Annotated in this window: 28 protein-coding genes and 1 pseudogene; 20 read left to right on the top strand and 9 right to left on the bottom strand. The window is 54.6% G+C overall.

Annotated features, from left to right (window positions below; all coding sequences use genetic code 11):
• Positions 1 to 106: 106 nt before the first annotated feature.
• From tcyJ to AC0TOY_RS09745, 5 genes are all read right to left on the bottom strand, one after another.
• On the bottom strand, positions 107 to 907 hold the full coding sequence (gene tcyJ / locus AC0TOY_RS09765; protein ID WP_473721778.1) for a cystine ABC transporter substrate-binding protein: 801 nt from the start codon (positions 905 to 907) through the stop codon (positions 107 to 109).
• A gap of 86 nt (positions 908 to 993) precedes the next feature.
• On the bottom strand, positions 994 to 1,545 hold the full coding sequence (fliZ, locus tag AC0TOY_RS09760; protein ID WP_008500339.1) for a flagella biosynthesis regulatory protein FliZ: 552 nt from the start codon (positions 1,543 to 1,545) through the stop codon (positions 994 to 996).
• A 54-nt stretch (positions 1,546 to 1,599) separates the two neighbouring features.
• Entirely contained in the window at positions 1,600 to 2,319 is a 720-nt protein-coding gene (locus tag AC0TOY_RS09755; protein WP_014170714.1) for an RNA polymerase sigma factor FliA, read from the bottom strand.
• Positions 2,320 to 2,448: 129 nt separating this feature from the next.
• Positions 2,449 to 3,654 (bottom strand): flagellin lysine-N-methylase, encoded by a 1,206-nt coding sequence (fliB, locus tag AC0TOY_RS09750; RefSeq protein WP_032646306.1) that lies wholly within the window; start codon positions 3,652 to 3,654, stop codon positions 2,449 to 2,451.
• A 62-nt stretch (positions 3,655 to 3,716) separates the two neighbouring features.
• A complete protein-coding gene (locus AC0TOY_RS09745; protein WP_023312294.1) occupies positions 3,717 to 4,541 on the bottom strand; it encodes a flagellin N-terminal helical domain-containing protein in 825 nt (274 codons plus the stop codon).
• A gap of 401 nt (positions 4,542 to 4,942) precedes the next feature.
• On the opposite strand from AC0TOY_RS09745, the gene fliD reads away from it, so the two are divergent.
• Genes fliD through amyA form a run of 4 tightly spaced genes read left to right on the top strand, consistent with a single transcriptional unit; the run spans position 4,943 to position 8,714 of the window.
• Complete coding sequence (gene fliD / locus AC0TOY_RS09740) at positions 4,943 to 6,367, top strand: flagellar filament capping protein FliD (RefSeq protein ID WP_024909768.1); 1,425 nt, start codon at positions 4,943 to 4,945, stop codon at positions 6,365 to 6,367.
• A gap of 21 nt (positions 6,368 to 6,388) precedes the next feature.
• Complete coding sequence (gene fliS / locus AC0TOY_RS09735; protein WP_023312296.1) at positions 6,389 to 6,793, top strand: flagellar export chaperone FliS; 405 nt, start codon at positions 6,389 to 6,391, stop codon at positions 6,791 to 6,793.
• Positions 6,794 to 6,799: 6 nt separating this feature from the next.
• Positions 6,800 to 7,174, top strand: a complete 375-nt coding sequence (fliT, locus tag AC0TOY_RS09730) for a flagella biosynthesis regulatory protein FliT (protein ID WP_024909767.1) — start codon at positions 6,800 to 6,802, stop codon at positions 7,172 to 7,174.
• A gap of 52 nt (positions 7,175 to 7,226) precedes the next feature.
• On the top strand, positions 7,227 to 8,714 hold the full coding sequence (gene amyA, locus AC0TOY_RS09725; protein ID WP_473721810.1) for an alpha-amylase: 1,488 nt from the start codon (positions 7,227 to 7,229) through the stop codon (positions 8,712 to 8,714).
• Between the two features lie 102 nt (positions 8,715 to 8,816).
• Here the strand turns inward: amyA and yedD are convergent, their stop codons facing one another.
• Positions 8,817 to 9,230, bottom strand: a complete 414-nt coding sequence (yedD, locus tag AC0TOY_RS09720) for a lipoprotein YedD (protein WP_024909765.1) — start codon at positions 9,228 to 9,230, stop codon at positions 8,817 to 8,819.
• 74 nt (positions 9,231 to 9,304) lie between these two features.
• Positions 9,305 to 9,619 carry a flagellar hook-basal body complex protein FliE gene (fliE, locus tag AC0TOY_RS09715; protein WP_008500329.1) on the bottom strand — a complete coding sequence of 105 codons (315 nt, stop codon included), beginning with the start codon at positions 9,617 to 9,619 and terminating at the stop codon, positions 9,305 to 9,307.
• A 228-nt stretch (positions 9,620 to 9,847) separates the two neighbouring features.
• Between fliE and fliF the strand changes: the two genes are divergently transcribed.
• From fliF to rcsA, 14 genes and pseudogenes are all read left to right on the top strand, one after another.
• Positions 9,848 to 11,527 (top strand): flagellar basal-body MS-ring/collar protein FliF, encoded by a 1,680-nt coding sequence (gene fliF, locus AC0TOY_RS09710; protein ID WP_024909764.1) that lies wholly within the window; start codon positions 9,848 to 9,850, stop codon positions 11,525 to 11,527.
• A complete protein-coding gene (fliG, locus tag AC0TOY_RS09705; protein ID WP_023312301.1) occupies positions 11,520 to 12,518 on the top strand; it encodes a flagellar motor switch protein FliG in 999 nt (332 codons plus the stop codon). The genes fliF and fliG overlap by 8 nt, the downstream gene beginning before the upstream one ends.
• Positions 12,511 to 13,218 carry a flagellar assembly protein FliH gene (gene fliH / locus AC0TOY_RS09700; protein WP_024909763.1) on the top strand — a complete coding sequence of 236 codons (708 nt, stop codon included), beginning with the start codon at positions 12,511 to 12,513 and terminating at the stop codon, positions 13,216 to 13,218. The genes fliG and fliH overlap by 8 nt, the downstream gene beginning before the upstream one ends.
• The gene (gene fliI, locus AC0TOY_RS09695; protein ID WP_008500325.1) at positions 13,218 to 14,588 is read left to right on the top strand and encodes a flagellar protein export ATPase FliI; all 1,371 of its coding nucleotides are present in this window, start codon (positions 13,218 to 13,220) and stop codon (positions 14,586 to 14,588) included. Before fliH ends, fliI begins: the two co-directional genes overlap by 1 nt.
• Before the next feature lie 21 nt (positions 14,589 to 14,609).
• Positions 14,610 to 15,053: a flagellar export protein FliJ gene (fliJ, locus tag AC0TOY_RS09690; protein ID WP_023312304.1), complete on the top strand. Its 444-nt coding sequence runs from the start codon at positions 14,610 to 14,612 to the stop codon at positions 15,051 to 15,053.
• Entirely contained in the window at positions 15,050 to 16,282 is a 1,233-nt protein-coding gene (fliK, locus tag AC0TOY_RS09685) for a flagellar hook length control protein FliK (protein WP_473721777.1), read from the top strand. The genes fliJ and fliK overlap by 4 nt, the downstream gene beginning before the upstream one ends.
• A gap of 106 nt (positions 16,283 to 16,388) precedes the next feature.
• The gene (fliL, locus tag AC0TOY_RS09680; protein ID WP_048990615.1) at positions 16,389 to 16,859 is read left to right on the top strand and encodes a flagellar basal body-associated protein FliL; all 471 of its coding nucleotides are present in this window, start codon (positions 16,389 to 16,391) and stop codon (positions 16,857 to 16,859) included.
• Positions 16,860 to 16,863: 4 nt separating this feature from the next.
• The gene (gene fliM / locus AC0TOY_RS09675; RefSeq protein ID WP_023336184.1) at positions 16,864 to 17,868 is read left to right on the top strand and encodes a flagellar motor switch protein FliM; all 1,005 of its coding nucleotides are present in this window, start codon (positions 16,864 to 16,866) and stop codon (positions 17,866 to 17,868) included.
• Positions 17,865 to 18,278 (top strand): flagellar motor switch protein FliN, encoded by a 414-nt coding sequence (gene fliN / locus AC0TOY_RS09670; RefSeq protein WP_008500318.1) that lies wholly within the window; start codon positions 17,865 to 17,867, stop codon positions 18,276 to 18,278. Before fliM ends, fliN begins: the two co-directional genes overlap by 4 nt.
• A 2-nt stretch (positions 18,279 to 18,280) precedes the next feature.
• Entirely contained in the window at positions 18,281 to 18,655 is a 375-nt protein-coding gene (fliO, locus tag AC0TOY_RS09665) for a flagellar biosynthetic protein FliO (RefSeq protein WP_032641435.1), read from the top strand.
• Entirely contained in the window at positions 18,655 to 19,392 is a 738-nt protein-coding gene (gene fliP / locus AC0TOY_RS09660) for a flagellar type III secretion system pore protein FliP (protein WP_024909733.1), read from the top strand. The genes fliO and fliP overlap by 1 nt, the downstream gene beginning before the upstream one ends.
• Before the next feature lie 9 nt (positions 19,393 to 19,401).
• A complete protein-coding gene (gene fliQ / locus AC0TOY_RS09655) occupies positions 19,402 to 19,671 on the top strand; it encodes a flagellar biosynthesis protein FliQ (RefSeq protein ID WP_008500315.1) in 270 nt (89 codons plus the stop codon).
• Between the two features lie 7 nt (positions 19,672 to 19,678).
• A pseudogene (gene fliR, locus AC0TOY_RS09650) lies at positions 19,679 to 20,471 on the top strand (flagellar biosynthetic protein FliR); the annotation flags it as partial.
• Between the two features lie 287 nt (positions 20,472 to 20,758).
• Positions 20,759 to 21,382: a transcriptional regulator RcsA gene (gene rcsA, locus AC0TOY_RS09645; RefSeq protein WP_008500313.1), complete on the top strand. Its 624-nt coding sequence runs from the start codon at positions 20,759 to 20,761 to the stop codon at positions 21,380 to 21,382.
• A 101-nt stretch (positions 21,383 to 21,483) separates the two neighbouring features.
• On the opposite strand, the gene dsrB is transcribed toward rcsA, so the two are convergent.
• Positions 21,484 to 21,672: a protein DsrB gene (gene dsrB, locus AC0TOY_RS09640; protein ID WP_008500312.1), complete on the bottom strand. Its 189-nt coding sequence runs from the start codon at positions 21,670 to 21,672 to the stop codon at positions 21,484 to 21,486.
• Positions 21,673 to 21,801: 129 nt separating this feature from the next.
• On the opposite strand from dsrB, the gene yodD reads away from it, so the two are divergent.
• Both yodD and AC0TOY_RS09630 read left to right on the top strand, forming a co-directional pair.
• Entirely contained in the window at positions 21,802 to 22,029 is a 228-nt protein-coding gene (gene yodD, locus AC0TOY_RS09635; protein WP_148769029.1) for a YodD family peroxide/acid resistance protein, read from the top strand.
• A 300-nt stretch (positions 22,030 to 22,329) separates the two neighbouring features.
• Positions 22,330 to 23,130, top strand: coding sequence for a mannosyl-3-phosphoglycerate phosphatase-related protein (locus AC0TOY_RS09630; protein ID WP_473721776.1), 801 nt, complete (start codon positions 22,330 to 22,332; stop codon positions 23,128 to 23,130).
• On the opposite strand, the gene dgcQ is transcribed toward AC0TOY_RS09630, so the two are convergent.
• Entirely contained in the window at positions 23,127 to 24,815 is a 1,689-nt protein-coding gene (gene dgcQ / locus AC0TOY_RS09625; RefSeq protein WP_473721775.1) for a cellulose biosynthesis regulator diguanylate cyclase DgcQ, read from the bottom strand. The two genes, AC0TOY_RS09630 and dgcQ, sit on opposite strands and share 4 nt — an antisense overlap.
• Positions 24,816 to 24,841 lie beyond the last annotated feature (26 nt).

Raw genomic sequence — 24,841 nt, 5'->3', positions numbered from 1 at the left:
GGGTTCTCCGGTAACTCTGACAAAATGTGATATTTTTCATTATGCACGCAGACGCGAAAGAAATAAAAAAGGCGCTTTTAAAAGCGCCTTTTTTTACGTCAGAAACTTATTTCGTGACGTCTGCACCGAACCACTTCTCGGAGAGCGCTTTCAGGCTTCCGTCTTTTTGCATGTCAGCAATCGCGGAATCAATCGCTTTGACCAGGTCTTCGTTACCTTTACGCACGGCCACGCCTGATTCCTGACGAGAGAACGCATCACCCGCTACCGCCAGGGTGTTGTTGGTTTTCTTCACCAGATCCAGCGCTGCCAGGCGGTCAACCAGAATGGCGTCGATACGGCCCACGCGCAGATCCTGGTATTTCGTCGGGTCATCATCATAGGTGCGGATATCCACGCCCTGCACGTTCTGGCGCAGCCACTCTTCGTAGTTAGTCCCCAGACCAACACCGACTTTCTTCCCTTTCAGGTCTGCGGCAGTTTTAATCCCGCCTTCGTTGCCTTTCTTCACCAGCGCCTGAATACCGGACACGGTGTACGGCGTAGAGAAGTCATACTTCTTCTTACGCTCGTCAGAAATGGTCACCTGATTAATCACCACATCAATACGTTTGGAATCCAGCGACGCCAGCATACCGTCCCATTTGGTCGGTTTCAGTGACGCTTTAACGCCGAGGTGCTTCGCCAGCTCTTCAGCAAACTCCACTTCGAAACCGGTCAGCTTACCGTCATCGCCCTGGAAGCTGAACGGAGGATACGTTCCTTCCAGCCCAACCAGCAGCGTACCGCGCTCTTTTACTTTATTCAGCAGGTTTTCTGCGGCGAACGTTTTCACGCTCATGCCCACAACCAGCGCAACGGCCATAACACCCATCAGCGCCTGACGACCCAGAAGTGCAAATTTCATAAATACCCCGATATAGTGGAATTTTTACGTAGTGTAGAGAAATCGCCTGCAACGTCAAAGGCGACTGCGCTACATCTTATTCTTTTTTAATATATATCAGAAGTTGTTCCGGCGTGGGCTTTCTGCTTTATGGCACCCGGCATTTGTACCTTGTATTGCGCATACTTGCGCAGCGCAATTCGGTAGTTATTGGTGCTGGTCGCAGGCAGCCACGGCTCCAGATTTTCATCCAGATAACCGGTTTTCAGCAGATCGCGAGAAATATTGTTTACGGTCAGATGTTGCCCAAGGCGACGCAGACGAACCACATATTCGCGAACGGTGCCGTGGCTCATCTCCGTTTGTTCAAACAGGAATTGCTTGAAGCCGATGATGTCGAAGAAGTCGCTTTGCTCTTTGCAGTGGAGATCCCCACAGAAACGGCAAAGCGCCACCCACTCTTTTTGCTCTTCGAGCCATGCTGCTTCGTCCATCAACGTGTCGAGACGCGAAATCGCAATCTTATTGACGATTTCGCCCCGGCGAACCAGCGTGATACGATCGAGTAACTTGTTACAGTGGGCGCAATGCGTCTGGCTGTGTTTAAAGTCTTTCAGGTAGCGGCTTAAAGGCCGTCTTTTAGATTGCTGCACCGTCATGATAACTCCTGGTTGTCAATACGTTGTGCGGCATTTTTCAGGTGAATCAATCACCTATAACTTACCCAGCTTGGTTCGTAAGCGTTTAATGGCCTGGCTGTGCAGCTGGCTCACCCGCGACTCTCCCACCTCCAGAACAGCGCCAATCTCTTTGAGGTTAAGCTCTTCCTGGTAATAAAGGGTCAATACCAGCTGTTCGCGTTCAGGCAGAGCTTCAATAGCCTCCATGACGCGCTGGCGTAAATTCCCTTCCATTAAATGGTGTAACGGGTTTTCTTGCTGGTGCTCATCCGTCACCAGCTCGATGCTATCGCCATGCTCTTCGCGCCACTCGTCATAAGAGAAGAGTTGGCTATTATTGGTATCGAGCAACATCTGACGATACTCTTCAACAGCAATGCCAAGACGTTCCGCCACTTCGGTTTCCGTTGCGTTACGTCCCAGTTCCTGTTCCAGCTGCCCCATCGCATGCGCCACTTCGCGCGCGTTGCGGCGAACACTGCGCGGCACCCAGTCGCGGCTGCGCAGCTCGTCCAGCATCGCACCACGAATACGCTGAACTGCGTAAGTCGTAAATGCCGTTCCTTGCAGAGCGTCGTATCGGTCAACTGCATTCAATAACCCGATACCGCCCGCCTGTAGCAGATCGTCGAGTTCCACGCTCGCCGGCAAGCGCACCTGGAGGCGCAATGCTTCGTGACGCACCAGCGGGACATAACGCTGCCACAGCGAGTGTTTATCCATTACACCTTCAGCGGTATAGAGTGAATTCACGATAAACAGCCCTGCGTTAGTTGAGTTATCGGCATGATTATCCGATTCTGCAGGGCGTTCAATTGGATGAAAAAGGGGGATAAAATGAGGTTATTCTGAGGTTGCCCACAACAGGGGCAACTTTTCTGCCTAAATTAACAGTTGTAACAATGAAAGATCGTCGCCCAGTTTGACGCTATCTATATGTTGATGAAAGAGCTTTCCCGCTTCCTGATTATGCTGGCTAAGGGAGTGGAAGCTGTAAATAACATCAATAATATTATCTTGTTCAATTTTTCCCGCCACGAGAGCCTGACCGGCAAGTAACGTTTTCAGGAAATAGAACTCCGCAACGATTAAATAAAGATTATTCAACATGCTGCGGCCATTGTTCTGTGGGAAGCCCTGCTCCCAGAGTTTGTATTTAAAAAAGTTCTTAAATAAATGGTCATTGGTCGCCAGGTAACTGCCCGCCACATCGCGCCAGACGGACTCGATGTTCTCCATGACCTTCTCTGCCGGTACGGCATCACCGACAGATTCGAACTGTTGATAAAGCTGAGTAAAATAGCGGTTTAATACCGCGCCGCCGCGAGCGGTCGCTTTCTTCGTAAAGTAGCTCTGAATAAGCGAAATTAACGCGAATTTCAGGCTGTAGTTCTGATTAAACCCGCCCAGTTCCGTTTTGATTTTACCGCTCACCAGTTCGTTAACCAGCGAGAAATAAACCGTTTCAAGCGTGCCGATATTCTCTTCGAGATTCTCGAGCTTTTCAGCCACCATGAGGAATTTCACCACGGCGTAAACCTGCTCTTCAACGCAGACCGCTTCAACGCTGAAAAGGTTCTGGCAGAAGAGATTGATGACCTTTGCTTTTAAATCAATCATTGGCGCAGTATTGACGTCCTGCTGGACAATGACAGATTCCATCATCGACATAGACTCCCGATCGTTCAACAGAAGTCGGGTCACTTCCGGACACGAGAGGTTCAGCGATTTTTCGATTTCATTTTTATAGACCCGGTTTGTTCGTGGAAACGACGAACAGGTTGGGCTTAACGCCTGCGCGCCCATGGCGCTATGAATAGAACAGAGTTTTTCAGTATCCATAAACGGGCAGTTTTTACTTTCCGTATGGAAAATCACTTCGCCCCAGTTGCCATACTGTTTTTTGGTAACTTTTATCGCCGTTTTCGCCGTATGACGAATGGCGGCATTTTTGCTGTTCAGGTAACGGTTAACGGAGGATTTATCAAACGCGATGGTCCAGCCCTGACAACAATGTTCACGGCATTCCCCACCGACACATGAAAAATCTGCGACCAGCTTTGGTTGAGTGACACTGATTTGTTTCACAGGCGGATTCTCAAATAGCAGAGATAAAAAAACCCCGCCGAAGCGGGGTTTCACGCGTAATATTAACGCAGCAGAGACAGAACGGTCTGTGGAACCTGGTTTGCCTGAGACAGAACAGAAGTACCAGCCTGCTGCAGGATCTGCGCGCGGGACATGTTGGAAACTTCAGTTGCGTAGTCAGCGTCCTGGATACGGGACTGAGCAGCAGACAGGTTGTTAGAGGTGTTGTTCAGGTTGTTGATTGCAGAAGTGAAGCGGTTCTGCACAGCACCCAGACCAGAACGTGCTTTATCAACGGTAGCGATAGCTTTGTCGATGGTGTTCAGGTCAGTAGCGGTCATTGCTTTCAGGTCGATAGCGTTCACGCCCAGAGTAGTAGAGTCAGCTTTAGCGCCGCTCAGATCCAGGTTGATGGTGTCGCCGTCGTTAACGCCAACCTGAATTTTAACCACACCAGCAGTACCTGCAGTGCCGTCCAGCAGTTTGATGCCGTTGAAGTCAGTTTTGCCCGCAACACGGTCGATTTCAGCCAGACGAGCGGTAACTTCATCCTGCAGAGAAGCCAGGTCAGATGCGCTGTTGGTGCCGTTGCTTGCCTGAACAGCCAGTTCACGAACGCGCTGCAAGTTGTTGTTGATTTCGTTCAGAGAACCTTCAGCAGTCTGCGCCATGGAGATACCGTCGTTGGCGTTACGTGCAGCCTGGGTCATCCCTTTGATCTGAGCGGTCATGCGGTTTGCAATCGCCTGGCCAGCAGCATCGTCTTTCGCGCTGTTAATACGCAGACCGGAAGACAGACGCTCGATAGCAGTGCCCAGAGAAGACTGAGATTTGTTCAGGTTGTTCTGAGTGGTCAGGGACAACAGGTTAGTATTGATAACTGCCATAATTTTGTTTCCTTCAAAAATTGGGTTTTAGGTCCGGTGCCTAACACTCACAGCGTCTCTCACCGTCAACAAGGTTATCGACGGGTCCCCAAAAGACTTTAGAATCAATTTTGAAAAAATTACAAGCGTATGATTATTAATGATTTTATTTTTAAAAAATCAATTAAGGTCCGCCAGAGGCTTATTATTTACGCTTTTTAAATGCACAAAGAGATGACAAAAAAGGCACACACTTATTCGTGTTTTCAATGCAGTGATAATGACCCTAAAGTGCAATCCTTTCATTTACCCCGCCAGGACGCGTCTATTCTTTGGATTATTTTTTTCTCGCCATCGTAAACTTTTACCTTGAGAGGCCGATAAGAGTCCTGAACTACTTTCGTATTTTAAGGAAAATATGCATGGCTACTATCAGTAACCTCGGGATAGGTTCTGCAGGACTCGGGGATTTATATAATCAGTTGGAAGCGGCAGAGAAAACCAAGCTGACGACGATTACTTCCCAGCAATCAACGTATAACGCACAGCTAAGTGCTTACGGCAAGCTGCAGAGCGCCATGACATCGCTGCAGACTGCGACCGCTGCACTGGGTAAAGCAACCACCTGGAACTCAACGTCCGTTAGCAGCACCAACACGGCCTTTACTGCCACCACAACGGCTGACGCGTCCGTGGGTTCCTTTGTTGTCAACGTCAACCAGGTTGCGAAAGCACAGGCACTCACTACCGGCTCCTATGCTAACAACACGGATCTGCTGGGCGATACGACAGGTACAACGCGTAAAATCACCATCACCCAGCCGGGTACCACAACGCCTTTAGAGGTCACCCTGGCAGATGGCGATACGTCTCTGGCCGGGATCGCGAGCGCCATTAATAAAGCGAACGGCAACGTCACCGCCAGCGTCATTAAAGCGAAAGACGGTGATTACCGCCTGATGCTGTCGTCAAAAACCACCGGTACCGATGGTGCGATGACGGTAAGCGTTACCGGCGACGCCAAGCTGCAAAGCGCCATTGGCTACGATTCAACCACCAAAACGGGCGCGCTGACGGTGAATACCGCCGCACAGAACGCGATTGTGGTGGTGAACAACATCTCGATCGAGCGCCAGTCAAATACCATTACCGATGCGCTGCCTGGGGTCACCTTCAGCGTTAAAGCGCAAAGCACGGCAGACGAAACCCTTGAGGTTTCACGCGCAACGGATGCGAACCAGAAGGCGATCACTGACTGGGTCACAGCGTATAACTCGCTGCAGTCTACCATTAACAGCCTGACGAAGTATGTTCCGGTCGATGCAGGCTCCGGCAGCCAGTCTACCAGCAACGGCGCGCTGGTCGGTGATGCGAACGTGCGTGGGGTTCAGTCTCAGCTGCGCGGCCTGCTGACCGAAGTGCAGACCGGCTCCATTCAGATCATGGCCCAGTTGGGGATTACCCAGGACCCGGTGAAAGGCGCGGACGGTACCGTCGGTAACCTGAAAGTCGACACCGATAAGCTGAAAAAAGCGCTGACCGACAACCCGAACGCCGTACAGCAGTATTTTGTCGGTGACGGAAAGAAAACCGGCATGGCGACCCAGATGAACAACACGCTGACCACCATGCTCAGCACCAGTACCGGCAGCGCCGGGGTGATCCAGAACGCGAAAGACGGGATCAACAAAACGCTGAAAACGCTGGGCGAACGTTACGATGCCATGGATGCTCAAATTGAAGCCACCATGGCACGTTACAAAACCCAGTTCACCAGTCTGGACGTATTAGTCACCAAAATGACCAGTACAGCCAACTACCTGACCCAACAGTTCTCACAAAAGTAGTCGTAGCCTTCAGGAGTGGATATGTATAAGACCTCTGGTGTTCAATCCTATCAGCAGATAGGAGTCGAAAGCGCAGTCATGAATGCCAGTCCACACCAGCTGATTGTCATGTTGTTCGACGGGGCGCATAGCGCCCTTGTTCGCGCGCGTTTGTTCATGGAAGCCGGACAAATTCGCGAAAAAGGCGAAGCCTTATCCAAAGCCATCAACATCATCGACAACGGTTTAAAAGCAGGACTGAACATGGAGGTTGAGAGCGAGTTGTCCGGTAACCTTGCCTCCTTGTACGAATATATGGTTCGACGTTTGTTACTGGCGAATGTCAGTAATGACGTAGACGCAATTGTTGAAGTCGAGGGTTTATTAAACAACATTGCGGATGCGTGGAAGCAAATCGGCCCCAATGCGTCCTCTATATCAGGATAATTTTTGATGAATAATCCCAGCGCAGCGCTTAGCCACTGGCAGGCGCTACATGCTCAGAGCATTGCTATGCTAAATCTCGCACATTCTGGTCAATGGGATGCGCTTATCGAGCAGGAAATGCATTACGTACAACTGGTGGAAAAGATTTCGCAAACGCCCATCATGTCATGCCCTCCGGCTCAGGTTGAGCAAGCGCGTGCGCTGCTGGAAATGATCCTTGAAAATGAGAATGCGCTAAAGGCACTGTTGAAAGTCCGCATGGACGAACTGCGCAGTCTGATTGATCAAACCGGTAAACAGCAATCCATCACTTCTACCTATGGAAAGCTGTCAGGGAATATTCTTTATCCAGAAAGTTTTACCCGCGACACACAACTATGATTTCTTCATCCATACTCCAGAAGTCTGCCAACCGGCTTCTGGAGCAAGGATGATGAAAAACCCCACCCTGTTACAATGTTTTCACTGGTATTACCCTGCTGGCGGTGAATTGTGGCGAGAGGTCACGGCGTTAGCTCCCAATCTTAACGAAATCGGCATCAACATGATCTGGCTGCCGCCCGCCTACAAAGGTGCGTCCGGCGGGTATTCTGTCGGCTATGACTCTTACGACCTGTTCGATCTCGGCGAGTTTGACCAGAAAGGCAGTATTGCCACGAAATACGGCGACAAAGCGCAGCTGCTGGAGGCCATTAACGCCCTCAAAAGCAACGACATTGCCGTGCTGCTGGACGTGGTAGTCAACCACAAAATGGGTGCAGATGAGAAGGAATCTGTCCGCGTTCAGCGCGTAAACGAACAGGACCGCACGCAAATCGATGACGAGATCATTGAGTGCGAAGCCTGGACTCGCTACACCTTCCCCGCCCGCGCCGGGCAGTATTCACAGTTCATCTGGGATTACAAATGCTTCAGCGGCGTCGACCACATTGAAAACCCTGATGAAGACGGTATCTTTCAAATCGTCAACGACTACACCGGCGAAGGCTGGAACGATCAGGTTGATGATGAGATGGGTAACTTCGATTACCTGATGGGCGAAAATATCGACTTTCGCAATCACGCCGTCACCGAGGAGATCAAATACTGGGCCCGTTGGGTCATGGAACAGACGCGCTGCGACGGTTTTCGTCTGGACGCCGTTAAGCATATTCCCGCCTGGTTTTACAAAGAGTGGATTGAGCACGTCCAGGAGGTCGCCGACCAGCCGCTGTTTATCGTGGCGGAATACTGGTCCCACGAGGTGGATAAACTTCAGGCCTATATTGACCAGGTCGAAGGCAAAACCATGCTGTTTGATGCTCCCCTGCAGATGAAATTCCACGAGGCGTCACGTCAGGGTCGGGATTACGACATGAGCCAAATCTTCACCGGTACCCTGGTGGAAGCCGATCCGTTTCATGCGGTCACCCTCGTCGCGAACCATGACACCCAGCCTCTGCAGGCGCTCGAAGCGCCGGTCGAAGCCTGGTTTAAACCGCTGGCGTATGCGCTGATCCTGCTGCGGGAAAATGGCGTGCCAAGCGTCTTTTATCCGGACCTCTTCGGCGCCAGCTATGACGACACGGGAGGAGACGGTGAAACGTACCATATTGATATGCCGGTCATTGAGCAGCTTCACGAGCTGATCCTCGCGCGTCAGCGTTTTGCCCACGGCGTGCAGACGCTGTTTTTCGACCATCCTAACTGCATTGCCTTCAGCCGCAGCGGCACGGATGACGATCCCGGCTGCGTGGTGGTGATGTCAAACGGGGACGATGGTGAAAAAGTGATTTGTCTTGGGGAAAACTACGGCAACAAAACGTGGCGGGATTTTCTCGGCAATCGCGAAGAAACCATCACTACGGCGGCGGATGGCGAAGGCACTTTTACCTGCAAAGGCGGAAGCGTGAGCGTGTGGGTAATAGAGGATGCGCTGTAGAACGGGAAACGTGCGGCCTGATGCCCTCACCCCGTCCCTCTCCCACAGGGAGAGGGCGCAAACACCAAAAACGGCAACGAGGTTGCCGTTTTGCGTTTACCTTTAGGGCAGTTTACTCGCCAGCGGATTCTTGCTCAGGTAATCGGCACACTCAACCGTTGGGCGATCGACCTTCTGCAGCTCCAGCCCGTCGTACTCAAGCGTCAAGCCATCGCGCTCCAGCGGATAGATATCGAGCTTACGCGTCACGTTGTAATAACTGTCTGAACGCAGCATGATTTTACCCGGCACGGCAATCACGCGCTGCCACTGACGGCAGTCCAGCGTATCGCCCTCCTCCGTCACCACCAGCGTGGCAATCGCATTCGGGCTGACCATGTTGCTCTGCGGCCCTTTCGACTGCCAGTACCCCGCCAGATGCGCCGGGACAGGATGCTTAATCACGTCGTTATAGTTATCGACCTGAACGCACCCGGTCAGTGCCAGCAGCGCGCCAGCAATTGCTATTTTTTTCATCATCTTTCCTGCATTCGAAGAAAAAAATATTGTGGCATTAAAGCGCTGCGGCTGCCAGCGAAGATCGCCAGGTCTTAAACCTGCATCCCCATGACCTCTTGATAGGCCGACACCAGCTTGTTACGCACCTGGATCCCCATCTGCAGGGAAACCGAGGCTTTTTGCAAATCGGTCATCACATCATTCAGCGCCACGCCCGGCTCACCGAGGGTGAACTTTTCTGCCTGAGTGCGCGCTGCGGTCTGGGTATCACTGATACGGTCAAGAGCGGCATGCAGTTGCCCTGCGAAGCTGATGCTCGGCTGCTGATCTGCCACATTCTGATTACGGGCCGTCATCGCCGTTGCCTGCAACTGACTGATTACCCCTTCAATGCCCTGTATAGCCATGACTTTCCCCTGGATGGTTTTTTACGCGGTCAAGACTAACAGCTTGTCAATAAGATAATGGCGGTAAATAGCATGAAAAAACCAGGTTATTTGACCCATAGAAAATCACGAATCATCAAATAATGGCAGGGCCATCAATATGGAACTTTTGTCGTGTTTGCCGACCCGGGAGTCAGTTTTGTTTCTCTACACGAATAACGTAAACCACCAGGATTTAAGAGGTGCGCAATGAGTGCAACAGCATCGACAGCGCCGCAGAATAAATCACTCGAGTGGATGAACCGCCTTCGCGCGAATCCTAAAATCCCGTTGATCGTGGCAGGCGCTGCCGCAATTGCGATCCTTGTAGCGATGGTCCTGTGGGCGAAAAGCCCTGATTACCGGACACTCTACAGTAACCTTTCCGATCAGGATGGCGGCGCCATCGTCACCCAGCTTACCCAGATGAACATCCCTTATCGCTTTGCCGATAATGGCGGTGCGCTTGAGGTACCGGCAGATAAGGTGCACGAACTGCGTCTGCGTCTGGCTCAGCAGGGGCTGCCGAAGGGCGGCGCGGTGGGTTTTGAGCTGCTGGATCAGGAAAAATTCGGTATCAGCCAGTTCAGCGAGCAGGTGAACTACCAGCGTGCGCTGGAAGGTGAACTGGCCCGCACCATTGAAACATTAGGCCCGGTGAAGAGTGCCCGCGTGCACCTGGCGATGCCTAAACCTTCTTTATTTGTCCGTGAACAGAAATCACCTTCGGCTTCCGTTACCGTGAACCTCGAACCTGGCCGCGCGCTGGACGAAGGGCAAATCAGCGCGGTGACGCATCTCGTCTCCAGCGCCGTCGCCGGTCTGCCGCCGGGTAACGTAACGCTGGTTGACCAGAGCGGTCACCTGCTGACGCAATCCAATACCGCCGGTCGCGATCTCAATGACGCGCAGCTGAAATATGCCGCCGATGTCGAAAGCCGTCTCCAGCGTCGTATTGAAGCGATCCTCGGCCCGGTTGTGGGTAACAGCAACGTGCACGCGCAGGTTACCGCGCAGATCGACTTCGCGAATAAAGAACAAACTGAAGAACAATACAGCCCGAACGGCGATGCGGCTCAGGCGGTCATGCGTTCACGCCAGATCAATTCGAACGAGCAGGTCGGCGGTGCATACCCAGGCGGCGTGCCGGGTGCGTTGTCTAACCAGCCGGCCCCGGCTAACGCGGCGCCGATCTCTACGCCTCCGGCCAATCAGCAGAACGGTCAGCAAAATAATCAGCAGACCACCTCAACGGCCAGTAACGCCGGTCCGCGTACCAGCAGTCGTAACGAAACCACGAACTATGAAGTGGACCGGACGATTCGCCACACTAAACTGAACGTGGGCGATATTCAGCGTCTTTCCGTTGCGGTAGTGGTGAACTACAAAACGCTGGCGGATGGCAAACCGTTGCCGCTGACCGCCGAGCAGATGAAGCAGATTGAAAACCTGACCCGTGAAGCGATGGGTTACTCCGAGAAGCGCGGCGATACCCTCAACGTGGTGAACTCACCGTTCAACTCGGTTGAAGAGACCGGCGGTGAACTGCCGTTCTGGCAACAGCAGGCGTTTATCGACCAACTGATGTCCGCAGGCCGCTGGCTGCTGGTGCTGATTGTCGCGTGGCTGCTGTGGCGTAAGGGCGTTCGTCCGCAGCTCCAGCGCCGCGCTGAAGCCGAAAAAGCGGCTCGCGAGCAGATGAATGCGCGTCAGGAAACGGAAGAAGCGGTTGAAGTGCGTCTCAGCAAAGATGAACAGATGCAGCAGCGTCGTGCTAACCAGCGCATGGGCGCTGAGGTCATGAGCCAGCGCATTCGCGAAATGTCAGATAACGATCCGCGCGTCGTGGCGCTGGTCATTCGCCAGTGGATGGGTAACGAACATGAGTAATACGCTTACGGGCACCGATAAAAGCGTCATCCTGCTGATGACCATTGGCGAAGATCGCGCGGCAGAGGTGTTTAAACACCTCTCCCAGCGAGAAGTGCAAATTCTCAGTGCGGCCATGGCCAACGTGCGTCAGATCTCCAACAAGCAGCTGACTGAAGTGCTGGCAGAGTTTGAACAGGAAGCCGAACAGTTTGCCGCGCTGAACATCAACGCCAACGACTACCTCCGTTCCGTGCTGGTCAAGGCGCTGGGCGAAGAGCGTGCCTCCAGCCTGCTGGAAGACATTCTGGAAACCCGCGATACCGCCAGCGGTATCGAAACGCTCAACTTTATGGAACCACAGAGTGCTGCCGACCTTATTCGCGACGAGCACCCGCAGATTATCGCCACCATCCTTGTCCACCTTAAACGTGGTCAGGCGGCCGATATTCTGGCGCTGTTCGAAGAGCGCCTGCGTCACGACGTGATGCTGCGTATCGCCACCTTCGGCGGCGTCCAGCCTGCCGCGCTGGCGGAGCTGACCGAGGTGCTCAACAACCTGCTCGACGGCCAGAACCTCAAGCGCAGCAAAATGGGCGGCGTGAGAACGGCGGCGGAAATCATCAACCTGATGAAAACGCAGCAGGAAGAGGCGGTCATTACAGCGGTTCGCGAATTCGACGGCGAGCTGGCACAGAAAATCATCGACGAGATGTTCCTGTTCGAGAACCTCGTCGAAGTGGACGACCGCAGCATCCAGCGCCTGCTCCAGGAAGTGGATTCCGAGTCGCTGCTTATCGCCCTCAAAGGCGCCGAGCAGCCGCTGCGCGAGAAATTCCTGCGCAACATGTCTCAGCGTGCGGCCGATATCCTGCGCGACGATCTTGCCAACCGCGGCCCGGTTCGTCTGTCTCAGGTGGAAAACGAACAGAAAGCCATTCTGCTTATTGTTCGTCGTCTGGCGGAAACCGGCGAGATGGTGATTGGCAGCGGAGACGACACCTATGTCTAATGAGCTGCCGTGGAAGCGCTGGACGCCGGACGATCTGGCTCCTCCCCTCTCCGAGTTCACGCCAGCCGCGATCCCGACCGAGGAGCTTGACCCGGACGTCGAGCAGCCCGAGCTGAGCGAAGAAGAGCAGCAAGCACAGATGCTGGCTCAGCTGCAAATGCAGGCGCACGAGCAGGGCTACAATGCCGGTCTGAACGAAGGCCGACAGAAAGGCCACGAGCTGGGGTACCAGGAAGGTCTGTCGAAAGGGTTAGAGCACGGTATCGATCAGGCGCGCCAGCAGCAGGCGCCGATCCATGCCCGCATGCAGCAGCTGGTCAGCGAGTTTCAGCACACGCTGGACGCGCTGGACAGCGTGATTGCCTCGCGACTGATGCAGATGGCGCTGGAAGCCGCGCGTCAGGTGATCGGCCAGACGCCCGTGGTGGATAACACGGCGCTTATCAAACAAATTCAGGGTCTGCTTCAGCAGGAGCCGCTGTTCAGCGGGAAGCCGCAGCTGCGCGTCCATCCGGACGATCTGCAGCGCGTGGAAGAGAGCCTGGGCGCGACGCTAAACCTGCACGGCTGGCGCCTGCGCGGTGACCCGTCGTTACATCACGGCGGCTGCAAAGTCTCTGCCGATGAAGGTGACCTGGATGCCAGCGTCGCCACCCGCTGGCAGGAACTGTGCCGCCTGGCGGCACCGGGAGTCGTCTGATGACTGCGCGCCTCACCCGCTGGCTCACCACGCTCGACAACTTTGAGACGAAGATGGCGCAACTGCCATCTGTTCGTCGTTATGGGCGACTGACGCGCGCCACCGGTCTGGTACTGGAGGCCACCGGCCTGCAGCTGCCGCTGGGCGCGACCTGCGTGATCGAGCGTCAGGACGGTCTGGAAACGCGTGAAGTGGAAAGCGAAGTAGTCGGGTTCAACGGCCAGCGCCTGTTCCTGATGCCGCTTGAAGAGGTGGAAGGCATTCTGCCCGGCGCGCGCGTGTATGCCAAAAACACGTCTGGCGACGGGCTGCAAAGCGGGAAGCAGCTGCCGCTTGGCCCTGCCCTGCTGGGCCGCGTGCTGGACGGCAGCGGGAAGCCGCTCGACGGACTGCCCTCCCCGGACACCACCGAAACCGGCGCGCTGATCACCCAACCGTTTAACCCCCTGCAGCGAACCCCTATCGAGCATGTGCTCGACACCGGCGTGCGCCCGATTAACGCCCTGCTGACCGTGGGACGCGGGCAACGTATGGGCCTGTTCGCCGGGTCAGGCGTGGGTAAATCCGTCCTGCTCGGCATGATGGCGCGCTACACGCAGGCTGATGTGATCGTTGTAGGCCTGATCGGCGAACGTGGTCGCGAAGTTAAAGATTTCATTGAAAACATTCTGGGAGCGGAAGGCCGCGCCCGCTCGGTGGTCATCGCCGCGCCGGCGGACGTGTCGCCGCTGCTGCGTATGCAGGGTGCCGCGTATGCCACCCGTATTGCCGAAGATTTCCGCGACCGCGGCAAGCACGTGCTGCTGATCATGGATTCCCTGACCCGCTACGCGATGGCGCAGCGTGAAATCGCGCTGGCCATCGGTGAGCCACCGGCGACCAAAGGCTACCCGCCTTCGGTCTTCGCCAAACTCCCTGCCCTCGTTGAGCGCGCGGGGAACGGCATCAGCGGCGGCGGCTCCATCACCGCGTTCTATACGGTACTGACCGAAGGCGATGACCAGCAGGACCCGATTGCCGACTCCGCGCGCGCGATCCTTGACGGTCATATTGTGCTGTCGCGTCGTCTGGCCGAAGCCGGGCACTATCCGGCCATTGATATTGAAGCCTCTATCAGCCGCGCAATGACGGCGCTGATAACCGAGAAGCATTACGCCCGCGTGCGTAACTTTAAACAACTCCTCTCCAGCTTCCAGCGCAACCGCGATCTGGTCAGCGTGGGGGCGTATGCCAAAGGCAGCGACCCGATGCTCGACAAAGCGATTACCCTGTGGCCGCAGCTGGAGGCATTTTTGCAACAAGGCATTTTTGAACGCGCCGACTGGGAAGATTCAATTCAGGCACTGGAGCTGATTTTCCCGCAGGTGTAACACAGGTGGAGGGCGAAGGTCATGGCGCAAAACAGCGCGTTATCAACGCTGAAAGATCTGGCTGAAAAAGAAGTTGATGATGCCGCATTGCAGCTTGGCGCAATGCGACGCGGGTGCCAGCAGGCTGAAGAACAGTTGAAGATGTTGATCGACTATCAGCATGAATATCGCACCAACCTCAATACCGATATGACACAGGGCATTGGAAGCCAGCGCTGGATTAACTATCAGCAGTTTATCCAGACGCTGGAGAAGGCGATAGATCAGCATCGCCAGCAGCTTAACCAGTGGACCCAGAAAGTCGATACCGCGCTGAATTTCTGGCGTGAGAAGAAGCAGCGGCTGCAGGCCTGGCAGACTTTACAGGACCGACAGATCGCGGCAACGACCCTGGCGGAAAACCGTCTGGATCAGAAGAAAATGGATGAGTTTGCCCAGCGCGCATCAATGAGGAAACCGGAATGATCACACTGCAACAACTGCTGATGAGCGACAGCGACCTGTCAGGCGGCACGCAAACAGGGAAAGGCACCGACGGTGCACAGGACTTTCTCTCTCTGCTGGCGGGCGCCCTGTCGGACGCAACGGGCAAGGGCAAAGATGCGCCGCTGACCCTGGCTGACCTGAAAGCCGCCGGCAGTAAGCTGTCAAAAGAGGCTCAGGACGCCAAAGGGGATACCACCCTGCAGGCCAAAATTGCCGACCTGCTCTCGCGCCAAACCGCGCTGAATGGCAATGAAACGTCGCCCATCACCTCGCTTGATACGCTGGTTTCCGGGCTGGTTCCGCTGTCCAAAGGTGACGCACTGAAGACGCTCAATGCGGCAAACAGCAAGGATGACGGTAAAAGCGAGCTGAGCGAAGAAGAACTGGCCGGATTGAGCGCCCTGATGGCGATGCTGCCGCACCAGCAAACTACCGCCTCTCGCGTGGCGGGCAGTGACGGCGTTTCGGCCACCGCAACGCTGAATTCCGCGACGCTTTCGCACAATGGTGCGGACCAACCGTCCCTGAACGCGCCTGCGGGAAGCCATGATAAAGCGCAGAATTCTACGCCTTATCAGAGCCAGGTGAAAAATAACGAACCTGCCCTGTCGGGCAACGCGCCGACAACCCCGGCCCTGGCCGCGGCGGCAGAGAAGCAGGAGCTCGCCAGTTCCTCCTCCTCAGCCTCCCCAACGGCTACCCTGGCACCGATTATGTCCAGCCATGCGACCAGTCAGACGGCCGCTACCGTCGCCACCGCGCCGGTGTTAAGCCAGCCTCTGGGCACCCACGAATGGCAGCAATCCCTGAGCCAGCACATCACCCTGTTCACTAAACAGGGCCAGCAGACAGCCGAGCTGCGTCTGCACCCGGAAGATCTGGGTCAGGTGCAAATTTCGCTTAAGCTGGATGATAACCAGGCGCAGCTGCAGATGGTCTCTGCGCACAGCCATGTTCGTGCGGCGCTGGAAGCCGCGCTGCCGGTACTGCGGACCTCACTGGCGGAGAACGGCATTCAGCTTGCGCAGAGCAGCGTCAGCAGCGAGAGCTTTGCCGGGCAGCAGCAGTCCTCATCCCAGCAGCAGCACCAGGCTTCGCGTTCCGGCAACGCCGGCGGTTTTAATGAAGAGAGCGATGAACTACTGCCTGTTCCTGCTGCCCTGCAATCCGCCGCACGCGGTAACAGTGCCGTAGACATCTTCGCCTAAACGCCAGAGGTAGCGTGATTATCCCCGTCTTTTCCACGCTTTGACGACAGCAGGACACGGGATAATCACCTTATTAAGCTGTACCGAAACAGGAAGCTCGTATCAGATGACTGACTCCGCTATCACCAAAAAAAGTAAGCGCTCCATCTGGATCCCGCTGCTGGTGTTGATCACGCTCGCCGCCTGCGCCACCGCGGGCTATAGTTACTGGCGTATGCAGCAGAAACCTACCACCGCTGCAGCCAAAGCTGAAGCGCCGCCTCCGCCGGCTCCAGTTTTCTTCCCGCTGGATACCTTCACCGTCAATCTGGGTGATGCGGATCGTGTGCTTTATGTTGGCATTACGCTGCGCCTGAAAGATGAAGCCACTCGTTCACGTCTGAACGATTACCTTCCGGAAGTGCGCAGCCGCCTTCTGCTGCTGTTCTCTCGTCAGGACGCTTCGACGCTGGCCACCGATGTGGGTAAGCAAAAGCTGGTCGACGCCATTAAACAAACGCTGGCGATCCCGCTGGTAAACGGCCAACCTAAGCAGGAAGTCACTGACGTTCTGTATACAGCATTCATTCTGCGGTAACGACATGGGCGACAGTATTCTTTCTCAGGCAGAAATCGATGCGCTGCTCAACGGCGACAGCGATAACAATGATGATCCTAAACCGGGTATTGGCGGCGATAGCGATATTCGTCCCTATGACCCGAATACCCAGCGTCGCGTGGTACGTGAACGTCTGCAGGCGCTGGAGATCATTAACGAACGTTTTGCACGTCAGTTCCGTATGGGGCTGTTTAACCTGCTGCGTCGTAGCCCGGATATCACGGTCGGTGCGATCCGCATTCAGCCGTATCATGAGTTTGCCCGCAACCTGCCGGTGCCAACCAACCTTAACCTGATTCATCTGAAGCCGCTGCGCGGCACCGGTCTGGTGGTGTTTTCCCCAAGCCTGGTGTTCATCGCGGTGGATAACCTGTTCGGCGGCGACGGGCGTTTCCCGACCAAAGTAGAAGGTCGTGAATTCACCCACACCGAACAGCGCGTCATTAACCGCATGCTGAAGCTGGCGCTGGAGTCCTACAGCGACGCGTGGAAAGCGATTAACCCGCTGGAAGTGGAGTACGTCCGTTCTGAGATGCAGGTGAAATTTACCAATATCACCACCTCCCCGAACGATATCGTCGTTAACACCCCGTTCCACGTAGAGATCGGTAACCTGACCGGCGAGTTCAACATCTGCCTACCGTTCAGCATGATCGAACCACTGCGCGAGCTGCTGGTTAACCCGCCGCTGGAGAACTCCCGCAACGAGGACCAGAACTGGCGTGAGAACCTGGTCCGCCAGGTCCAGCATTCGCAGCTTGAGCTGGTGGCGAGCTTCGCCGATATCCCGCTGCGGTTATCTCAGATCCTGAAATTACAACCCGGTGATGTTTTGCCGATAGAAAAACCCGACCGCATTATTGCCCATGTGGATGGTGTCCCCGTGCTGACAAGCCAGTACGGCACGATTAACGGTCAGTATGCGTTACGCGTTGAGCACTTGATCAACCCGATTTTGAATTCGCTGAATGAGGAACAGCCCAAATGAGTGACATGAACAATCCGTCCGATGAAAACAGCGGAGCACTGGACGATCTGTGGGCTGACGCGTTAAACGAGCAAAAAGCGACCCCGGCCAAAAGCGCAGCGGATGCCGTATTCCAGCAGCTCGGCGGCGGTGATGTCAGCGGCACGCTGCAGGACATCGACCTGATTATGGATATCCCGGTTAAGCTGACCGTTGAACTGGGACGCACCCGCATGACTATTAAAGAGCTACTGCGCCTGACGCAGGGCTCCGTGGTAGCCCTTGACGGTCTGGCCGGTGAGCCGCTGGATATTCTGATCAACGGCTATCTGATTGCTCAGGGTGAAGTGGTGGTGGTGGCCGATAAATACGGCGTACGTATCACCGACATCATTACCCCGTCTGAACGTATGCGTCGTCTGAGCCGTTAAGCATGAAAACCCAGGCAACACTATCGCAACCTTCTGCCGTTCCCGGCTCGCCTCTGCTCCAGGTGAGCGGGGCGTTGTTCGGTATTATTGCCTTTATTCTTATCGCCGCCTGGCTGGCGAAGCGCTTTGGCCTGGCGGGTAAAACCGCCGGTGCCCGCGGCCTGAAGGTCAGCGCCAGCACCACGCTGGGGCCACGCGAACGCGTGGTCATCGTCGAGGTGGACGACGCGCGTCTGGTTCTGGGCGTAACGGCCTCAAACATCAGCGTATTGCATAAACTGCCGCCCGCCCCTGCTGTGGTGGACGAGCGTGCAGACGCCCCTGCGGATTTTCAGTCCGTCATGAAGAGTTTGCTTAAGCGTTCCGGGAGATCCTGATGCGCCGTTTGTTATCCCTGACGCTTGCGGGCGTTGGCCTGTTTGCTCCTGCGGTTTATGCACAGCTGCCCGGTCTGGTCTCCACCCCTCTCGCGGGCGGCGGACAAAGCTGGTCCCTTCCGGTCCAGACGCTGGTGTTCATCACCTCGCTGACGTTTATTCCGGCCATCCTGCTGATGATGACCAGCTTCACCCGCATCATCATCGTCTTTGGTCTGCTGCGAAACGCGCTGGGCACCCCTTCCGCACCGCCAAACCAGGTTCTGCTTGGGCTGGCACTGTTTTTGACCTTCTTCATAATGTCGCCGGTGATCGATAAGATTTATACCGACGCCTACCAGCCGTTCAGCGAAGATAAAATCTCCATGCAGGAGGCGCTGGATAAAGGCGCGCAGCCGCTGCGAGAATTTATGCTGCGCCAGACGCGTGAAGCCGACCTTGCCCTCTTTGCCCGTCTGTCCAACACCGGCGAGCTGCAGGGACCGGAATCAGTGCCAATGCGTATTCTTCTGCCTGCCTATGTCACCAGCGAGCTGAAAACCGCGTTCCAGATTGGCTTTACCATCTTTATTCCGTTCCTGATTATCGACCTGGTGATCGCCAGCGTCCTGATGGCGCTCGGGATGATGATGGTGCCGCCCGCGACCATTGCCCTGCCCTTTAAGATCATGCTTTTTGTGCTGGTCGACGGCTGGCAGCTGCTGGTCAGCTCGCTGGCGCAGAGTTTCTACAGTTAAGGAACGGCAATGACACCCGAATCGGTCATGATGATGGGCACGGAGGCGATGAAAATCGCGATTGCCGTTGCCGCTCCACTGCTGCTTGTCGCGCTGGTTACCGGTCTGATTATCAGCATTCTGCAGGCCGCCACGCAGATTAACGAAATGACGCTGTCATTCATCCCGAAAATCATCGCCGTTTTCGTGGCGATTATCGTGGCCGGGCCGTGGATGCTGAACCTGTTGCTGGACTATATGCGCAACCTGTTTACCAATCTGCCGTACATCATCGGCTGACCTGACGATGCTGCATTTCACCAGCGACCAGTGGGTTCAGTGGCTCGGCGTCTATTTCTGGCCGATGCTGCGCATCATGGCGCTGATCTCTACCGCCCCCATTCTTAGCGAGAAATCGATACCCAAGCGCGTCAAGGTGGGGCTGGGCATTATCATCTCCATTATCGTCGCGCCCTCTCTCCCCCCTGTGGATATTCCGATCTTCTCGGCGAACGCGGTGTGGGTCGCCCTGCAGCAGGTGATGATTGGCGTCGCCGTCGGCTTTACCATGCAGCTCGCCTTCGCCGCAGTGCGTACCGCAGGGGAACTGATCGGCCTGCAGATGGGGTTATCGTTCGCCACGTTTGTTGATCCCGGTAGTCATCTCAACATGCCCGTGCTGGCGCGCATTATCGATCTGCTCGCCATGCTGCTGTTCCTGTCGTTCAACGGCCATCTGTGGCTTATCTCCATGCTGGTGGATACGTTCCATACGCTGCCGATTGGCGAAAATCCGGTGAACAGCAACGCTTTCCTGGCGCTCACCCGCGCGGCGGGGCTGATCTTCCTGAACGGGCTGATGCTGGCGCTGCCGATCATCACCCTGCTGCTGACCGTCAACCTGGCATTAGGTTTACTGAACCGAATGGCGCCGCAGCTTTCGGTGTTTGTCATTGGTTTTCCGCTGACGCTGACGGTTGGAATTTTATTAATGTCATTACTGATGCCACTTATCGCTCCCTTCTGTGAACATTTATTCGGCGAGATATTCAACCTGTTAGCGGATATTGTCAGCGAACTGCCTCGTAAATAATAGCCCGCACTGTTGCTACTGTCTTTCTGAGGATATTCCTAAAATAAAACACGAAAAACATCTTCCAGGATATATCTGACGCGGTTTAATTGTTTCTAACCATCTCACAATACTTAATATTTACTTTACTTTAAGAAGATTCCTGGCAAATTATACGTAACTTTACGGGATAGTGAGTCCGCCTGAAAGTCTTTGTCATGCTCACAGGTTTATTATTTTTTTCCATCCCGTATGGCTGTTTTGAGCTCTCAGGCAGATGGTGAATTATCGTTACGCATTGAGTGAGGGTATGCCATGTCAACGATCATTATGGATTTATGCAGCTACACCCGGCTAGGGTTAACCGGGTACCTGGCAAGCAGAGGGGTAAGAAAGAGAGACATCAACGATGCACACACCGTTGACGAACTCGCAGCCGCTTGTGACGAACTAAAACCAGGCGTGGTGTTTATTAATGAGGACTGTTTCATTCACGATCCAGCCAACAGTCAGCACATTAAGCAAATCATTAATCAGCATCCTAAAACTCTGTTTATTGTTTTTATGGCGATCGCGAATATCCATTTCGATGAGTATTTGTTGGTCCGTAAAAATTTATTGATCAGTTCTAAATCGATTAAACCCGAGTCGCTGGATGACATTTTGGGTGATTATTTGAATAAAGAAGTTAAGAATGTAGGAGCGGTTAACTTACCCACCCTATCATTAAGCAGGACTGAATCAAGTATGCTGCGAATGTGGATGGCGGGACAAGGAACTATTCAGATCTCGGACCAGATGAATATTAAAGCGAAAACCGTTTCGTCACACAAAGGAAATATTAAACGGAAAATTAAAACGCATAATAAGCAAGTGATCTACCACGTGGTACGCCTGACCGATAATGTGACGAACGGGATTTTCGTCAACATGCGTTAGTCGCTTAAGACCCTGTGCACCCTACCTTTGATCTCTGGCCTGGCCAGAGATTTTTGCTTCTATGAGGTTGTCGGGCACGCGCTGTGCTACCCGACGCCGTGCTAGTCTGCCTTCTCAACAAAAATACCGTCCGGATGCCCCAGTTCGTTAAAAAACCAAATGCCGAGCGGGTAGTCTTCCAGTGATACCAGGTACATTGTACCTTCGCTAAACTCTTCAATTGCCAGCACCACGCCCGGGCGGCGTGGCCCACCGTCCGTTTTAACCGTTACCCGATCGTTGACCTTCATACATTCCTCCTCTGGTTTTGAGCCAGTGTAGAACAAAACGCAAAAACGCACATCGCCGCCCGGCGTGAATGGCGTTTTTATCTACAGTCTATACTTAGCGATGGACCCGGCTGAATGAGGAACCCCGCAATGAAGACCGATAAAGAGTACAGCGACACCATCAAGCGCGAAGTCGAGGTGGATGTCGATGCCCTGCTGGCCGCCATCAATGAGATCAGTGAGTCAGAAGTCCGCAGGACGGACGACAATTCGGACCACGTCATTGTTAACGGAAGGGATTATCACACCTATCGTGAGCTGGCCGAGGCCTTCGAGCTTGATATTCACGACTTTAGCGTGTCTGAAGCCAATCGGTAAGGCGAAAAAAATCCCGGTCATGGGGATGACCGGGATCAAAACTTGCTTATGCAAGAAGCACTTGAAAATTCGTTACACCAGGAAATCTGATGTACACGCCACACTATCCCCAACGAATTTGTCTGACAAGCATATATTCTTATGATGAATATAATATTTTTAACATAATGCTTTTTGTTATGAGCAATAACATACGCCGAATGCGGGTTTGCCAGGGACTGTTCCCATTTCTCCTGTTAACACTTCGGTCATTTTTTAGGAATTTTCTTAGAGCGCAACGCAGCTATCACGGGAGTCACTATGCCTTCACTGCGGGATACCTTGCTGATTTTTTCTGACCTGGATGGCTCGTTGCTGGATATTCATACCTATGAGTGGCAGCCAGCAATGCCCTGGCTGGACAGGCTACTGGATAATCAGATACCGGTTATTCTCTGCTGCAGCAAGACCGCGGCAGAGATGCTGGATATCCAGCAGGATCTGGGCCTGGAAGGCTTGCCGTTTATTGCCGAGAACGGCGCGGTAATTCAGCCTGACGTGCGTTGGGAGAAGGTTCAGCGCCAGATCAGGGGGATGACGCACCGGGATATTCGCCCGCGGGTCGAACACATTCGCCTGCAGACGGGCTTTAAGTTCACCACCTTTGACGACGTGGACGATCGCGTTATTAGCGAGTGGACCGGACTGACGCGCTACCGTTCGGCGCTTGCCCGCAAGCATGAAGCATCCGTCACGCTCATCTGGCGCGATACCGACGAGAAACTGGTTCAGTTTGAAGAGCAGCTGGCGCACAGCGGTCTGAAATGCCTGCAGGGAGCGCGCTTCTGGCATATTCTGGACGCCCGCTGCGGTAAGGACGTGGCGGTTAACTGGCTGATTGCGCAGTACCGCGAGCAGGAAGAGATCGAGCCCACCACGCTGGGGCTCGGCGACGGCCCTAATGATGCACCGTTGCTCGACAGCGTTGACTTCGCGGTGGTCATCAAGGGTATTAACCGCCAGGGCATCACGCTACGGGACGATAACCCCGGGCGGGTTTATCACACCCGGCAGCCCGGCCCCGTGGGCTGGCAGGAGGGACTGGATCACTTCCTGTCCTAATCCCGCCAGACGACCCGGTTACGGCCGCACTGTTTGGCCTGGTACAGCCGGGCGTCCGCCACGGACTGCAGCTGTTCGAACTCGTAGTTACCCGCTTCATCCGCGCTGCTGACCCCCAGCGATGCGCTGATGCGCAGAGTCGTGCTCTTCTTCACCAGGATCTCCTTGCTGTCGATCCGGCAGCGAATGCGCTCGGCGACGCCTCTCGCCTCTTCCAGACCAATCCCTGGCAGGACGATGCAAAACTCTTCCCCGCCTACACGCCCTGCCACATCATTTTTGCGTAGCGCGCTGGCAATCAGTCCTGCTGTATGCGATAGCACCTTATCACCGGCCTGATGGCCGAAGCGGTCGTTGATGTTCTTAAAATGGTCGAGATCGATCTGAATCACCGAGAACGGCAGCGACAGCTGGCGACAGGTTTCCGCCAGCAATTTGGCGCGATCGAACAGCGCGCCGCGGTTATTCAGCCGGGTAAGCGGGTCATGCCAGGCCTGCCACTGGAGCGAGTGCTGAAGCGTGTACATGTTACTCACCATCCGACGTATCACCAACCATGAGATCAACAGCATGGCGGTAAAGAGCGCCCACAGCAGCGCCAGAACAATACTGATGCTGCCGAAGTCGTCCTGCACTCCTTCGTGCAGGGTGTGGATCCGCAGGACAACGCCATCGAAGTGATCGAGCCGCTCCCAGCTAACAAAACGGCTACCGAGGCGGATCCCGCCGCCGGTAGCGTGCTCAATCGCCTGCGCAATCTGCGCCGTTTCGCGTTCGTCAAAATGGTTAACCGCGTTTTCCGCGTGGGCTGAGGTGGCAATCATATTGAGCCGGGTATCGTACAGCTGATACTCCCCCTCCGTTCGATCTTCCGTCGCATCGGCCAGCAGACGCTGCATCGTGCTCAACGTAAAATCCATCGCCACGACGCCGTACCAGTAATGATCGAAATAGATGGGAACGCTGGCGGTGATCGTACGTTCATCATTGGTCCAGGATGAAGGGGTAGAGATAAACCAGCGCACCGCGCGAGCGCGATTGTTCCGTTCCGACTGCTGGGTAAACCAGGACTGCGTGACCAGATGATAATAGCGGGAGGTGATATCACCCGCCTGGTCAGGTGTATCCGTGGAAACGAAAAATCCGGCGCGGGACACGTAAATCACGCGCGCTTCCGTTTGCGCTCTCGATGACGCCAGCCTGAGCAGATACCCCACTTCGAGCGCGGCAGAAATTTCGTGGCTGATGCGCTCGGCGTCACGATTCAGAAGCGTGGTTTTTTCGACGAACGCGTCCGAAACGCCATTAATGGGAAGGGTGCGTTTTTTATCAACGGCAAGCTGCCAGGTGGGGAGCGTGCGGACGGTGTTAAAGCGTGACACCGCGTTCTGTAATGCATCAAATGCCAGCGGTGTCTGGATTGCATCACGCATGCCCTGACGGAACAACAGCATCCTGTCCACGCTGTTCTGTAACTGCCTGTCCAGCGAACTGGCCACCGTATCCAGATGGTTGCGCTGGCTGGAGATATACGCCTCTTCGAGGACCACCACCTCACGCCAGGTCAGAAGCGTGGAAAACACCAAAACGACCAGAAAACAGAGATTAACAATCAACCCCGGATTGCTACGCTTATGCAGCCATTGCAAAAATGATTGTCTTACAACAAAGGTATCGCGCTGCACACACACTCCATGATGACGGCCTTACA

The organism is Enterobacter sp. PL_is379, from assembly GCF_055817355.1.
Note: the sequence above shows the minus strand (reverse complement) of the source record. Positions and strands in the feature narration are given on the sequence as shown.